Origin of the sequence: Pseudomonas sp. REP124 (assembly GCF_020164475.1) — a bacterium.
Lineage (GTDB): Bacteria > Pseudomonadota > Gammaproteobacteria > Pseudomonadales > Pseudomonadaceae > Aquipseudomonas.
The window spans coordinates 91269-105265 of record NZ_JAIQWX010000002.1 but is presented as its reverse complement, the minus strand read 5'-3'; the positions used below and the strand labels follow the sequence as shown (position 1 = coordinate 105265).

14 protein-coding genes are annotated in these 13997 nt (G+C 59.4%); 7 read left to right on the top strand and 7 right to left on the bottom strand.

The window, feature by feature from the left end:
• The first annotated feature begins 172 nt into the window (after positions 1-172).
• The 3 genes from K9857_RS01130 to K9857_RS01120 are packed head-to-tail and all read left to right on the top strand — an operon-like array spanning position 173 to position 2707.
• Positions 173-766, top strand: coding sequence for a c-type cytochrome (locus K9857_RS01130; RefSeq protein WP_224533072.1), 594 nt, complete (start codon positions 173-175; stop codon positions 764-766).
• A gap of 13 nt (positions 767-779) precedes the next feature.
• On the top strand, positions 780-1823 hold the full coding sequence (locus K9857_RS01125) for a c-type cytochrome (RefSeq protein ID WP_224533071.1): 1044 nt from the start codon (positions 780-782) through the stop codon (positions 1821-1823).
• A gap of 56 nt (positions 1824-1879) precedes the next feature.
• Entirely contained in the window at positions 1880-2707 is an 828-nt protein-coding gene (locus K9857_RS01120; RefSeq protein WP_224533070.1) for an AraC family transcriptional regulator, read from the top strand.
• A gap of 39 nt (positions 2708-2746) precedes the next feature.
• Here the strand turns inward: K9857_RS01120 and K9857_RS01115 are convergent, their stop codons facing one another.
• From K9857_RS01115 to K9857_RS01105, 3 genes are all read right to left on the bottom strand, one after another.
• Positions 2747-3256 (bottom strand): YkgB family protein, encoded by a 510-nt coding sequence (locus K9857_RS01115; RefSeq protein WP_224533069.1) that lies wholly within the window; start codon positions 3254-3256, stop codon positions 2747-2749.
• Positions 3257-3427: 171 nt separating this feature from the next.
• The gene (locus K9857_RS01110; RefSeq protein ID WP_224533068.1) at positions 3428-3928 is read right to left on the bottom strand and encodes a YkgB family protein; all 501 of its coding nucleotides are present in this window, start codon (positions 3926-3928) and stop codon (positions 3428-3430) included.
• A 377-nt stretch (positions 3929-4305) separates the two neighbouring features.
• Entirely contained in the window at positions 4306-4929 is a 624-nt protein-coding gene (locus K9857_RS01105; protein ID WP_224533067.1) for a CGNR zinc finger domain-containing protein, read from the bottom strand.
• Positions 4930-5137: 208 nt separating this feature from the next.
• Between K9857_RS01105 and K9857_RS01100 the strand changes: the two genes are divergently transcribed.
• Both K9857_RS01100 and K9857_RS01095 read left to right on the top strand, forming a co-directional pair.
• Positions 5138-6112 carry a zinc-binding alcohol dehydrogenase family protein gene (locus K9857_RS01100; RefSeq protein ID WP_224533066.1) on the top strand — a complete coding sequence of 325 codons (975 nt, stop codon included), beginning with the start codon at positions 5138-5140 and terminating at the stop codon, positions 6110-6112.
• 34 nt (positions 6113-6146) lie between these two features.
• Positions 6147-6917, top strand: coding sequence for an SDR family oxidoreductase (locus K9857_RS01095; RefSeq protein WP_224533065.1), 771 nt, complete (start codon positions 6147-6149; stop codon positions 6915-6917).
• 100 nt (positions 6918-7017) lie between these two features.
• Here K9857_RS01095 and K9857_RS01090 read toward each other — a convergent pair whose 3' ends face one another.
• Together K9857_RS01090 and K9857_RS01085 are read right to left on the bottom strand one after the other, a co-directional pair.
• Positions 7018-7974 (bottom strand): cupin domain-containing protein, encoded by a 957-nt coding sequence (locus K9857_RS01090; RefSeq protein ID WP_224533064.1) that lies wholly within the window; start codon positions 7972-7974, stop codon positions 7018-7020.
• Between the two features lie 58 nt (positions 7975-8032).
• Entirely contained in the window at positions 8033-8617 is a 585-nt protein-coding gene (locus K9857_RS01085; RefSeq protein ID WP_224533063.1) for a CGNR zinc finger domain-containing protein, read from the bottom strand.
• 128 nt (positions 8618-8745) lie between these two features.
• Here K9857_RS01085 and K9857_RS01080 point away from each other — a divergent pair, with 128 nt between their 5' ends.
• Positions 8746-9627 carry an alpha/beta fold hydrolase gene (locus K9857_RS01080; protein ID WP_224533062.1) on the top strand — a complete coding sequence of 294 codons (882 nt, stop codon included), beginning with the start codon at positions 8746-8748 and terminating at the stop codon, positions 9625-9627.
• Positions 9628-9854: 227 nt separating this feature from the next.
• Here K9857_RS01080 and K9857_RS01075 read toward each other — a convergent pair whose 3' ends face one another.
• A complete protein-coding gene (locus tag K9857_RS01075) occupies positions 9855-10769 on the bottom strand; it encodes a LysR family transcriptional regulator (RefSeq protein WP_224533061.1) in 915 nt (304 codons plus the stop codon).
• Between the two features lie 106 nt (positions 10770-10875).
• Between K9857_RS01075 and K9857_RS01070 the strand changes: the two genes are divergently transcribed.
• Positions 10876-12615, top strand: coding sequence for an amidohydrolase (locus tag K9857_RS01070; protein WP_224533060.1), 1740 nt, complete (start codon positions 10876-10878; stop codon positions 12613-12615).
• Positions 12616-12818: 203 nt separating this feature from the next.
• Here K9857_RS01070 and K9857_RS01065 read toward each other — a convergent pair whose 3' ends face one another.
• Complete coding sequence (locus K9857_RS01065; protein WP_224533059.1) at positions 12819-13265, bottom strand: hypothetical protein; 447 nt, start codon at positions 13263-13265, stop codon at positions 12819-12821.
• Positions 13266-13997: the final 732 nt, after the last annotated feature.

Genomic DNA, 13997 nt, shown 5'->3' with positions numbered 1-13997 from the left:
TCCATGCCGCGCTGCGTGAGTGAGAACGTAAATGCTGGTTAATTGCATTTGCGGAAGATTCACTATAGGTCAGTGCGGACTTTCTGCATGATCGCCACCACAGGGGTTTTGTGTTGTTTGCGGGTATTGCTTCTACAGTTGGTGAGGGTTCCCTCGTGATTGGAGAGGCGATATGCCGATTGCCAAGGTCATCGTGCTGTTGGGCGCGTGGATGGTGGTGCAGGCGAGCGCTGTGGAGATGCCGCCACAGGCTCAGGCCTGTGTTGCCTGCCATGGCGCCACCGGTGAAGGGACGCCTCAGGCGCCGATGCTTGCCGGGCTTTCGGCCTCTTACATCAGCGCCCAGATCGAAAACTTCATCGCCGGCCGGCGCAGCAATCCGGTGATGTCGGCCATTGCCCAAGGCTACAGCGATGCGACGTTACGCAATCAGGTCGCCGCCTATTTCGCCAGTCAGGGCACGACGCCCAGGCTCCAATTGCGCGGCGAGCAGATCGCATCCACGCCCGCAGAGCAGCTTTACTACCAAGGCGACCTGCAACGCGATCTTCCCGCCTGCTACAGCTGTCATGGCCCTTCTGCGGTGGGCGGCGGTGCGTTTCCCAGGCTTGCCGGGCAACAGGCGGCCTATCTGAAGGAACAGCTCCTGGCCTGGCAAAGCCGGCAACGCAGCGGCGACCCGGACGATCTGATGGGCAACGTCGCCCGCAAGTTGAGCGCGGGCGATATCGATGCACTGTCCAGTTACCTCTCCGGGATTCGATAAGGAGCACAAGCCGATGACTTCATGGCGAGGTTCGATGGCGGTGTGGCTGGCCTTGGTCTGGCTGACCTTTGTGACGCAGGGCATGGCCGCACAACCGGACATGAGCGTGGAACTCCAGGCCCAGCCCAAGGCGCCTTTGGACTTCACACCACGAGCGCTGACAACCGTCCCAAAAGGCGATTTCGGCGACAAGGTGCGCCGAGGCTACGAGCTGTTCGTCAACACTCAGCAACTCAAAGGCCGCTACGTCGGCAACCAGCTCAACTGCGCCAATTGCCATCTGGGCAACGGCGCAAAAGCCTGGTCGGCGCCCTTGTGGGCGGCCTATCTCGCCTATCCGTCCTTCCGCGCCAAAGACAATCGCATCGATACCTTCGCCGAAAGGATTCAGGGCTGTTTCAACTACTCGATGAACGGCAAGGCACCGGCCCTGGATTCGCCGGAAGTGGTAGCGCTGTCGGCGTATTCGTACTGGATGCTGATGGGCGGATTGCTGGACAAGGCCGGCAAGCCTGACGCCCCCGTCCCGGAGCTGAGCGACCAGCAACTGCAGTTGGGCGGCAACGGCCAGTCACTCTCGCTGCCAGCGCCGATCGCGCAGCAGGCGGATCGTCAGAACATGCCGGGCCGGGGCTTTGCCACCATTCCCGCACCACCGTCACCGCCGTCGCCTGATCGCGGGCGACAGGTGTACACGCAACACTGCGCCATCTGTCATGGCGCAAACGGCGAGGGCACCGCGATGGCCGGCGTACCGGTGATGCCGGCACTCTGGGGCGATGACTCCTACAACTTGGGCGCCGGCATGCACCGGATCAACACCGCTGCGCAATTCATCTTCGAGAACATGCCGCTGGGCAAATCCGTCCAGCTCGAACCACAACAGGCCTGGGACGTAGCCGCCTGGATCAACAGCCAGCAACGCCCGCAGGATCCGCGGTTCAACGGCAATCTGACCAGCACGGCCAATGCGTTTCATCACGGGGAGCAGTGCTTCTACGGGCAAACGGTGGATGGCGTGGTCGTGGGCAACTCCAGCCCTGTAGGCGTCCGATAGTGCGCAAATCGCCGGTGCTATGATCGATGCATTTCCACTTCGCCAAGAGATTTTCCATGGATCGCCTGTCCACGTTGCTGTTGCAGTTCGGTGTGCGCGCAAGCCTGTTCTACAACGACAGGCTTTGCGGCAAGGCGTCGTACGGCGGGGCGGATCAGCTGGGGCATATTCATCTGCTGCAGGCCGGTTCCGTCACTTTGCGGGGAACTGATCGCAAGGAAATTTTGCTGACCCGGCCCAGCCTGATTTTTCTTCCACGGCCCAGCCGCCATCACCTGTTGGGTGGTAATCCCGAGGGCGCTCAACTGTTGTGTGCGTCCATGGAGTTCGAGGGCGGCGTCGATAACCCGTTGACGGCTTCGCTGCCCGATTGTCTGGTGCTTTCGCTGGATGAGTTGCCGCTGCTGGCCGACGTGTTGAAGTGGATGTTCGCCGAGGCAGCCGAAGTGCACTGCGGCAGGGAGGTGGCGCTCAATCGCCTGTTCGAGCTATTGATCGTCCTGCTGTTCCGCCATCTGCTCGATCACCACCAGTTGCACACCGGCATGATGGCCGGGCTCGCCGATGCGCGGCTGGCGCGTTCGCTGATGCAGATGCACGACACGCCTCAGCACGGCTGGTCGATCGAAGAGCTGGCCCGTGCCTCGAACATGTCCCGTGCCGCCTATGCCGTGCATTTCCGCACGGTGATCGGGCAGACGCCTGCGGATTATCTGTTGAGTTGGCGGATCAGCCTGGCGCAGAAGCGTCTGCGTGAAGGGCGACCGATTGCGCTGATCGCCACTGAGGTCGGTTATGAAAGTCCATCGGCGCTGGCGCGGGCATTTCGGCGAAAGACCGGGTACAGCCCGCGGGATTGGATGAAAGAAAGGGAGATGGCCTGAGTTACATTGACTTCATCAGGCCATATCAAGTGCTTCGGCTTATCGGGTTTCCAGTGCAGACAACGAGTGACCGGCAACAAAGATCGAAGCGGCCAGCAGCCCGATGTCCTTGAGCAGGAACTGTCCCGGCGCCACCGAAATCCCCGGGAAGCCAAGGCCGGGCTCGATCACCCCCGGCGTCGAGAACATGAAGCTCAAGGTGGTAAAGAACAACCCGGCGGACAGCGCACCACCGATCAGGGAGAGCTTGGGCGACAGCAGGCGCGCGGCGATCAGCAACCCGATCGAGACTTCCAGAACACCCAGCAGGGCCGAGAAGGTATCGACACTGAACAGGTCATAAACCCAACCCAGCAAAGGACTGTTGCTCACCAGCGGCACCAGGCCCATGGCTTCGTAGTGGGTGAACTTCATGCCGCCGAACCAGAAGTAGATAACGGCCAGGGCCAGGTAGATACCGTAGGTGCCCAGCGCGGTGATTTGGCTACCGAGGGTCGAGCGGTCGACGAGCTTTTGAGTTGCGTGGTTTTCGAGGTTCAGGGTTTTCATGATCAAGGCTTCCAATGATGTGATGACAAAGGTTATTGAGCAGCCCCTGTTGGTGTTTGGGGGTGACGTCATTGTTGTCTTTGCCTGCACGGCACTGGCTGCCGAGCGTATTGCGTTTAATGCAGATCGTCTTGACAGAGGAGCGCCCGTGAGACGCTCCATAGGCCGGTATCAGTGTCGTTTCACAGCAGCAACCATGATCAATCGGGCCACGTCCTGTTTGAGCAGATAGACGGAAACCACCAGCAATACGAGATCCTTCAAAAGGAAGGCCGATACGATTGTCATGGCAGGGAAACCACCGGCGCCTTCGTGCCAGGCACCTGGCGCGAACGGCATGATCGTGATGGTCCCCATGAAGGTTGCACAAGAACCCAGAGCGCCGAGAACTCCAAGTTTCTTGTTCCAGAAACCCAGAAAAATCAGCAAGCCGAAAGTCCATTCCGCCGTCCCCAGGAAGATGCTGGTGCCCTTGACGCCCAAGACCGGAATCGTCCACGAAATGAGTGGGCCGTTGGTGATCAGCGGAAGCAAGTCGGTGATTTCTGCCACGAACCATTTGTCGTAACCGAACCAGACAAAGATGACGACCATGGCGGCGCGAAGCAGGTGATAGTCCAGGTCGCGCTTGAGCAGTACCGAGCGACCGAGTAGATCGATGAGGTAGTTCATGATGTTTTCCCCATCGGCGCGGATGAGTGTCTGGCGCCGGGGGCGCCTTCGCTTGCGAAAAGCTGGATATGCAACATGGGTAGCTCCATTGATGAGTGTTTCGTCGTTGAAGCCATCATATGAAGAGCCTTTGATACCTGTAAGTCGATATGGTCTCGTAATAATGCTCAAAAGTTCCAATCGTGAAGGTTGGATACTTTCGCAACGAAAAGAGTCGCCCAACTCGCCTCGCGCTGGGAGCGTCAGGACAATTGATTCAAAGGTAGAATGCTTCGAGTAACCTTTTTGATTGAATCAAAAAGGTTACGTTGAGGCGCGGCATCGACAGGCATCCGGCAAGCGGATACCAAAGACCCAGTCAGATGCCGCCGAGGAATTCACAGAAGTTTCTTGCGCTGGCGATGCGCTGCGGCCTTGGCGCGATTTCCACACACCGCCATGCTGCACCAGCGACGCTTTTTACCTCGGGTATGGTCTACGAACATCAGCGTACAACCGGCACCCTCGCAGCTTTTGACATCGGCAAAGTCTTCCTCGCAGATGAATTTTGCCAGCACTTCACCGATCGGCAGCAGCAGGGATTCAGGTGTTTTCCAGCGTCGACGCGGCTGAAGCTGCAGGCTGGCGGGACCCTGGTTGGCGAGGGTGATCTGCGTAAAGCCGTCGTCTCTTTCAAGCAAACGGTTAAGCGTCGCTAACTCGTCCATGACCTCAGGGGTCAGCGGTGTTCCCTGATGCTTGAGAACGAATGCTCTGAACCAACCCCGCAACGCCCTCGCTTGTGCAGCGACGCCATCCAGCTCACCAGGCATGGCACTTTGCGCGACGCCCTCCAGCGTTTGCCGGCTTACCCACCCCGACTGTTCCAGCCAGTCCAGCAATCCGTCGGCATCGCCAATCCAGTCAACGATTTCGTCGATCGGGGTCGCAATTGAATTGAGGAAATCCAGCGCCGGGGCATCTGCGATGAAGATAGCCGGTTCGCTCAAGTGGGTACGCATTGGACTCTCCGCCATTACAAAGCTGGCAAAAATAGTAACCGGTCAAAATATGTTTGACAAGTTACTCAACCGTTAATAACCTCATAAACGGAATCAGGCAGGTTACTTTTTGGGCGCCGCCATGCTATCGCAGATGGATAGTCGTGGCGGTTTCCTCTGGCGACGAAATGAATTCGAACAGGCCTTCACGGCCCATCAGGAGCACCTCATGAAAGCGATCGTTCTAGAAAAATTCGGCGGCCTGGACAGTCTGGTTTACCGGAACATCCCTGAGCCGGTGGCTCAGGATGGTTTCGTGGTCATCCAGATCAAGGCGTTCGGAATCAATCACGCTGAAATGCACATGCGCCGTGGTGAATGGGCGGAATCGGCGCCTGTCAGCGGAATTGAATGCGTGGGCATAGTGAAGTCATGTCCCGGCGGCGAATTCCCGATCGGTGCGAAGGTGGCCGCGCTGATGGGCGGCCTGGGTCGTACGATCAACGGCAGTTATGCGCAATACACGCGAGCGCCGGTTTCCAACGTCGCATTGATCAATGCCGAGTTGCCCTGGGCGGAACTGGCCGCAATCCCGGAAACCTATGCGACGGCGTGGACATGTCTTTTCCGCAACCTGGAAATCGAGAAGGGCCAGACACTGCTCATTCGCGGCGCAACATCGTCTTTCGGGCAGGCAGCTTTGAAGCTGGCGGTGAATGCGGGCGTCCGGGTGGTTGCCACGACCCGTAGTGAAAAACGCGCGCAGATGCTGAAAGCTCTTGGCGCTTGGGCCGTTGAGTTGGAGGGGCCGCAATTGTCGACCCGAATCGAGGGCGCGAAAACCTTCGATTCGGTACTTGATCTGGTGGGTAACAGCACGGTGATCGATTCTCTGGCGATCGTGCGTCGCGGTGGCCGCGTGTGTCTCGCAGGATGGCTGGGCGGGCTTGATCCGATCGCGGACTTCAATCCGCTGCTGCAGATGTCCAGTGGCGTCTATCTCACATTCTTCGGCAGCTTCGTTTTCGGAACTGAAGGTTTCCCGTTATCCGATGTGCCGTTGCAGGCGATTGCGCAAGAAGCGGAGGCCGGGCGGCTCGATGTCAAACCGACCCGGATCTTCAGCTTTGAGGAGATTCATGAGGCTCATCGCGTCATGGAAGCAAACGAAGCGGCCGGCAAAATGGTCGTTGTCGTCGACTGAATTCCCTTCACATTACTCGAATCAGGAGGCTTCAATGGCGAAGTCGGTTGCGATTGTCACAGGTGCAAGTCAGGGAATCGGTCGCGCGACTGCGATCCGGTTGGCGAAGGACTTCGAAGCGATAGTGCTGGTGGCCAGGCATCGTGAAAACCTCGAGGAAACCGCAAGGTACGTTCACGAGACAGGGGCCGAGTCGTTGATCATCGATGCCGATATCGCCGCACCAGGTGTGCCGAAGGTGGTGATAGATCAAGTGATGGCGAAGTTCGGCAGAATCGACGCCCTGCTGAATATCGCCGGTGCAGTACCTCAAATCGATCTGTTCGAGATGACTGACGACCAATGGGACCAGGCGACCGAGCTCAAGCTGCACGGCGCGCGACGGCTTACGCTGGCTGCGTGGCCGGCTTTGAAGGCATCCGCAGGTGCGGTGGTCATGATGTCCGGCAACTCGGCGCAGGTACCCAAATCCGGGTACGCCGCCGTGGCGGCCATCAATGCAGCCATTGTGGCTCTGGCCAAGGCTTTCGCGGATCGTGGAATTGAAGACGGCGTCCAGGTGAACAGTGTGATGCCGGGGCCGGTGATGACAGGGCGCAGACGATCATTTGTGCAAAAGTGGGCGTCTGCCAATGGCATGAGTGACGAGGAGGCGCTGATCAGGTTTCCGCAAAATGCCGGAATATCCAGATTCGGAGAACCTGAAGAGATTGCAGACCTGTTGGCCTTTCTGGTTTCCCCTTCCGCACGCTGGATAACGGGGTCCGCTCTGCGCATGGACGGGGGAGAAGTGAAAGCCGTTTGAGTTTGCGCTAGCCTTTCACCATTCCAGCCATGACCTGAACCAGGTGCGAATCGTTGTACGCACCTGGTTCAGTCATTCCCGCTAGAGCGGACGCGGGGTTTCATCCCTGATTTGATCGACGCATATCCCCCGGTGTCATGCCCATGCGCTGAGCGAAAGCGCGTCGAAACGCAGCCACCGATTGATAACCCACCCTCTCGGCGACGACCTCGGTCGGCAACGTTGTGGAGGTCAGTTCATTCGCCGCAATGGTCATTCGCAGGTCAGTCAAAATAGCATTCGCCGATTTGCCGACCTTTTCCTGGAAGTGGCGGATAAGGGTTGCCCGGGACATGTTGCACAGGTCCGCCAGCTCAGGGAGTGTCCACGGGTGAGCAGGGTCGTTGAAAATAGCGGTCAATGCGGGAGCGAGCCTCGGATGTGCAGCCATCGCCAACAAGCCGGTCGGCGTATCCGCAGACTCGCTGGCCAGCCGCAATGTCATCGTCAGCAGCGCGGCGGACAAAGCGTTCAGCATGGCGTTGCCGCCCAGGCTCGCAGCGATGGATTCTGCCCTCATCAAGTTCAGAAGGCTGGCCAGTTGCGCAGCGGTCTGAGTGTCAGGCGAGTGTGCCGGGTTCGATGTGCGGACAATCAGGGTTCCGGGCAAGTATTCACGGATGAAGCGATCATGGGGCGGTGTGATCACGAAACGGCCACACAGCATCTCCAGTCGCTCTCGGGTACCGGCGTTCTCGCTAACCACCAGATTGAGCTCATTACGGTGAATTGCTTGCGCAGGGATTTCTCCACTCCCGTCGTTGAGCACATGCCGAGATCCATCGAGCACCACCACGACATCACCTGCCTGTAATCGCCGGGGGATACTCATGCCCGGCGTTTGCAAAGTGGCTGTACCCCGCAATATCACGTGGTAGGGCATCTCTCCCGGTTCCGAGTCTTCATAGGCTACTTGCCAAGGGGCTCCGTACGCACAACGGATTTCCAGCCGACCTCTTACAGTCATCATGTCCAGCAGGCGACTCAGCCAGTCCAGCTGAAGGGGTGAGGTGGTCATGAACATCTCCGATTTTGAGACTTTTGAGCGCTAAAGCTGGCAATTGATCTCTACAAGTTCATGACGCACCGCCCTGACGCCGCTTGCGGAACTCGGCGACCTTATGCCGGTTTCCGCACAACGCCATGCTGCACCAGCGCCGTTTGTGCGACTTGGTGCGGTCGTAAAACATCAGTGAACAGTCCGCGCTTTCGCATTTACGCACGAGGTTGAAATCGCCTTCGGCCAGTAGTTCGGCGGCGTTGTAGGCCAGGCGGCCAAGGCGCTGGTTGGTGGCCTCAGCCTGGCGGAAGCGATCGAGCAGCGGGGCGCCGGCTTCCTCCCAGATCAGTTGCGGCACCGCTTGCAGCAGAAAGCCATTGAGTGCCGCCGGATCCGCCAAGCGATTCTCCCGGCGAGCGGCGAGCAGGTCTTCGATGCAGTCGCGCAACGTGCGCAATCGGGCAAGCAAATGCCCGTCACCCACCACCATTTCATCCGCCGGTCCAAAGCCGGTCTGCTCCAGCCACTGCGCCGCATCGGCATCACTGGTCAGCAGATCGCGGCGCTGGCCGTCGACCATCATTTGAGTGTTCAACAGATCTAGCGCCGGGTGGTCGGCGAGTATCAGCGGGGCGGGCAGTTCGATGGGGGAGGTGGTCATGACAATTTCCGATGAGTCGATGTGCAGAGTGTAACCGATAAAAAGCATTTGACTAGTTACAAATCCCGTGCAGAATGGAAATCAGTAACCGGCAAAATCAATTTAACAAGTTACATGAGGGCTTAGCCATGACCATTTCTCAACACATTCAGGTTGCCTACAAGTCCGTCGAAGCCGATGGCGTGAAGGTTTTCTATCGCGAAGCGGGCGCTGCGGATGCACCGGTGCTGTTGCTGTTGCACGGATTCCCCAGCTCGTCGCACCAGTTCCGTGACCTGATCCCGCTGCTGGCGGACAAGTACCGGCTGATCGCACCGGATCTGCCGGGTTTCGGCTTCACCGAGGTTCCGGCGCAGCGCAATTACCGTTACACCTTCGACGCCATCGGCGAGACGATTCGTCAGTTTGTCGATGTGCTGGAGCTCAAGCGTTATGCGATGTACTTCTTCGACTACGGCGCGCCCACCGGCCTGCGCCTGGCGCTGGCCTATCCGGAGCGGGTGAGCGCGATCGTTTCGCAGAACGGCAACGCCTATCTTGAAGGTCTGGGGGAGGCCTGGGCGCCGATCCGCCAGTACTGGGCAGACCCGTCGCCGGCCAATCGGCAGGTGATCAAGGATGCCATCCTGCATCTGGAAGGCACTCGCTGGCAGTATGTGGAAGGGGTGAGCAATCCTGATCTCATCGCCCCCGAGGCTTACTATCTGGATGCGCTGCTGCTGGAGCGGCCGGGTAACAAGGACATTCAGCTGGACCTGTTTTTCGACTACCAGAACAACCTGAAGCTGTATCCGGCGTTCCAGCAGTTCTTCCGTGATACGAAGGTGCCGACGCTGGCGATCTGGGGCAAAGGCGATCCGTTCTTCATCCCGCCGGGGGCTGAGGCCTACAAGCGCGACAATCCGAATGCTGTTGTGGAGTTGCTGGATACCGGGCACTTTGCACTGGAGACGCATGTCGAGCACATTGCTCGGCGGATTGTCGAGGTGGTGGGGGAGTACATTGACTGAGTTGGGCAAACCTTAAGTTCAGTCCGTTGAGCCAGAACGCGATCCTTGTAGCAGTCGAACGCAGGCTTCGCCAGTTGCTACATGGATCGAGTTCAGGATTAGCAAAACGGGATCCGGACTACCTGGCTTCCGGTGGTCGTCAACGATGATGTGGGCTTCCTGATTTCCCGCGGTGTCTGGGCCTGCATCGCGTGCAAGCTCGTTCCTGCTGTGAAGAGGGGCGTGAATCAATGTAACTCCCGCTCATCCAGATACTCATTCAGGCACTGGATAAACGCCTGATGCTTGCGCGTATGCCGCCGGTGCGCCGGGTAAATCACATGAATCTTTCGGCCGAACTGCTCCGGATCGAGGTCGGCTTCGGGCAGCAGGTGCACCAGTTCGCCGCGCCTGATGTACGGCGCGGCGCTCCATTGCGGGCAGAACTGCAAACCCCGGCCAGCCAGCAGCGCGCTGAACAGTAAATCGTAGTTGTCGCTGCTCAGGCGTGGAACCGGCTGCGGGATGCGCTGGCGTTCGCCGTTGTGTTCGATCCACCAGAAATGCGGGTTCAGGGCCGGATGGCGGAACAGCAGCCAGTCATGCTGAGCGAAGGTGTCCGGTTGCACGGGCAGCGGGTTGCGTTGCAGGTATTGGGGGCTGGCGCACAGGAGGATGCGGTTGGCGGTCAGGGGGCGGGTGATCAGGTCGGGCAGCTCCACCGGGCCGTCGCGCACGGCCAGGTCGAAGCGGCCTTCGGCGAGGTCGACGAATTCATCGGTCAACACCACGTCCAGGCGCATCTGCGGATACAGCTCCAGAAAGCGACAGCACACCGCATTGAGAAAGGCCGGCGCGAAGGAGGGCGGGGCGGTGATGCGCAACAGGCCGTACATCTCGCTCTGCAGCTGATCGATGTCTTCCCGGGCCTGCTCCAGTTGCGTGAGCACTTGCCTGGAGCTGGCGAGGAAAAGTTCCCCGGCTTCGGTCAGGGCGATTCGCCGCGTGGAGCGCTCGAACAGGCGCGTGCCCAACTCTTCTTCAAGGTGGGTGATGGCGCGGGTCAGTGCCGAGGTGGTCTTGCCCAATTGCGAGGCGGCCCGGGTGAAGCTGCCCTGGTCGGCGGTCTCGACAAACATGGCGATGGCGCTGAGCTGGTCCATTCAGTGTTTCCTGTCTGGAAAGTATGAGTTGCGTGGGGTGAGTATTCTGCACTGTCACGTACTTCGCTAGTCTCCGGCCATTCCAACAAGAAAAAGGTGTGGGACGATGAAGCGAGTATTCCTGTCGGCATTGGCGGTGGCCATTGGTCTTTCCTCAATGGAAAGCATGGCGGCGACCGACTTGATTTTGCATAACGGCAAAGTCTTCACGGCGCAGCAGGGCAAAGGACTGCAACAGGCCGTCGCGGTGGAGAACGGAAAGGTCGTCAAAGTGGGCAGCGACTCCGAGGTGATGGCGCTGAAGGAGCCCGGCACTGACGTCATCGATTTGCAGGGCAAGGTGCTGATGCCCGGCTTCATCGACACCCACAGTCATGCGGTGTTTGGCGGGGTGAAGCTCAAGTCCGCCGACCTCGAAACGCAAATGCTGCCGTTCGACGAACTGGAGCAACGCCTGCGCGAATGGCGCGACAACGGAAAGGCCCGGCACGGCGACATCCTGAGCGTTAGCGGCACGCCCTCGACCTACTGGAGCGAGGTGGCGGAGTTCGAAAAGCGCTTCAACCAGGGTGAATGGAAAGACACGCCGATCCTGTTCCTCGGCTGGGATTACCACACCGGCTGGGCCAACAAGGCGTTGCTCAAACGCGCGGGCATCGATGCTGCGCGGGTCAAGGCGCTGACCGGTGAGGCAGTGGCGACCATCGGCCACCACCCGGACAACACGCCGAACGGCTTCGTCGCCGACGCCGGTCTGTCGGCGGTGATGTCGCAACTGCCACCGGCCAGCCTCGAACAATTGGTGGGCGCCGCCGAAGCCGCTCGCGATCTCTACCACAGCCTGGGCGTGACCGCGCTGATGGACCCGGCGGCCAACGCGGTGCCTGGCGATGCACTGTTCGACTTCAAGCCCACGGTGAAAAACGTCGGCGTACTGCCGGCCTACAAAGCCCTGGCCGACAAAGGTGAACTGGACCTGCACGTGGCCGCGCTGATGGTGGTCAACCCCAAGAGCAAGCCCGCCGACCTTGAGGTCATGGAGCAGGTGCGCAAGCAGTTTGCCGGCGTCGACAACCTCAGCCTGCCCGGCATCAAGGTGTTTGCCGATGGCGTCGTGGAGTTTCCCGCAAAAACCGCGTCGCTGTTATCGCCCTATAAAAACTCGCTCAAGGGCGGGGAGCTGCTGATCGACCCTGCACACTTCGGCGAACTGGTGGGCGCAGCCGATGCTCGCGGCTGGCTGGTGCACGTGCATTCCATCGGCGACCGCGCCGTGCGTGAATCCCTCAATGGCATCGAGCAGGCGCGCCGCGAAGGGCACAACAACGTCGCCCACTCCATCACCCACCTGCAAATGGTCAACCCCAAGGAATTCACCCGCTTCAAGCCGCTCAATGTCATCGCCTCGATGCAGCTTTACTGGGCTTCGGCGGACGAGCTGAGCATCGACCTGCTGCAGCCGTACATCAACGCCATGCAATTCCAGTTCATGTATCCGGCCCGCTCGCTGCTCAAGAACGGCGCGACCATTTCCGGTGCCAGCGACTGGCCGGTTTCCACACCAGAGCCCTGGAAAGCCATCGGCCAGGCGATCAGCCGCAAAGGTCCGAAGGGCGTGCTGAACGCGGCCGAAGCCATCGATCGCGAAACCATGTTCTACGCCTACACGCTCAATGCGGCGAAAACCATTGGCCTGGAAAAGCAGATCGGTTCACTGGTGCCCGGCAAGCAGGCGGACATGATCATCGTCGACCGCGATGTGTTCACCGCGCCCGAGACGGAGCTGGCGGGTACGCAGGTGCTCAAGACGTATTTTGCGGGGCGGGAGGTGTATAGCCGTCCTTAATGAGCACCTGCCCCCTGTAGGACCGAGCTTGCTCGCGATGGAGGCAGAAGCACCGCGGGGTGTCAGGCATCCAGCGTCATCGTTGACGTCCATCGCGAGCGTGCTCGCTCCTACAGTGATTCGTGGCGATGGCGAAATCGTGCACGAAAAAGCCCGGCTGATCAGGCCGGGCTTTTTGTGGGTGTTGCGGTGACGCGAAGGGCTTAGGCGATAGTGTTGCCTTTCAGGCGGTCGGAGCCGTCGGCTGCGACGGTGTTGCCGTGGAGGCGGTCAGAGCCATCGGCTGCGACGGTGTTACCGTGGAGGCGGTCGGAGCCATCAGCAGCGACAGTGTTGCCTTTCAGGCGGTCAGAGCCATCAGCGGCGACGGTGTTGCCTTTCAGACGATCAGAACCGTCAGCAGCAACCTCGTTACCTTTCAAACGATCCGAACCATCGGCTGCAACTGCATTGCGTTTTTCCAGCAGACGATCAGCGCCACCTTCGGCAACACGATTCTGTTGCAGACGGTCGGAACCACCTTCAGCCACACGGCTTTCGATCAGCCGATCCGAGCCGCCTTCGGCAACTACCGGTTGAGCGGAAGAAGCGGCAAAAGCGTTAACTGCGAAAACCGAGAAAACGATGCTGAGGATGGTTTGGCGTTTCATGATCGTGTGCTCCGGGTGTTTTGGGTTGGTATGGAGCAGATGTTACGCCGCAGGATTTTTAAGAGAACTTCATTGAAGTGATTGTGAACATCGACGGCATTGATAGGGCCGCGGGCCAACCGCCGCCATCGGTGATAACGCATCACCTGTAGGAGCGAGCTTGCTCGCGATGGTCGTCAACGATGACGTTGGTCACCTGACACTCCGCGGTGTCCCGGCTTCCATCGCGGGCAAGCCCGCTCCCACAGTGGTTGAGGTCGCTCGTCAGTTTTGTGTACATCCGCAGGTCCGGTAGCAGCTGGCGAAGCCTGCGTCCGGCTGCGCAGCAGTCGCAAAACCTGTACACCGGATATATCTGACACACCGAGGCGTCTGGGGTTACGGCTGCTTCGCAGCCGGACGCAGCCTTCGGCAGCTGCTACAGAGATTGCATTCCTTGCTTCCCGCCAACTAAAGAAATCCCCAGTACGAATGGGAGATTTGCTTGCACCACCGGCTGTTCATCTTGATACCACCCCGGCATCCACTGACTTACCTTACCTGCAGCGATGCGCATCATCGCTGTGGTCTTGCTTCATCCCGTACGCCTTGCAGTCAAACCATAACAACAAGAGAACCGACAATGTCCAAGCCCTCCGTCCCTCCTGAAATCTGCCCTCCATCCCCCGGCACACAGCGTGCATGACCGGTGCCCCGGTCACGCATCCGAACGGATTCCAAGAGGAGCTAACA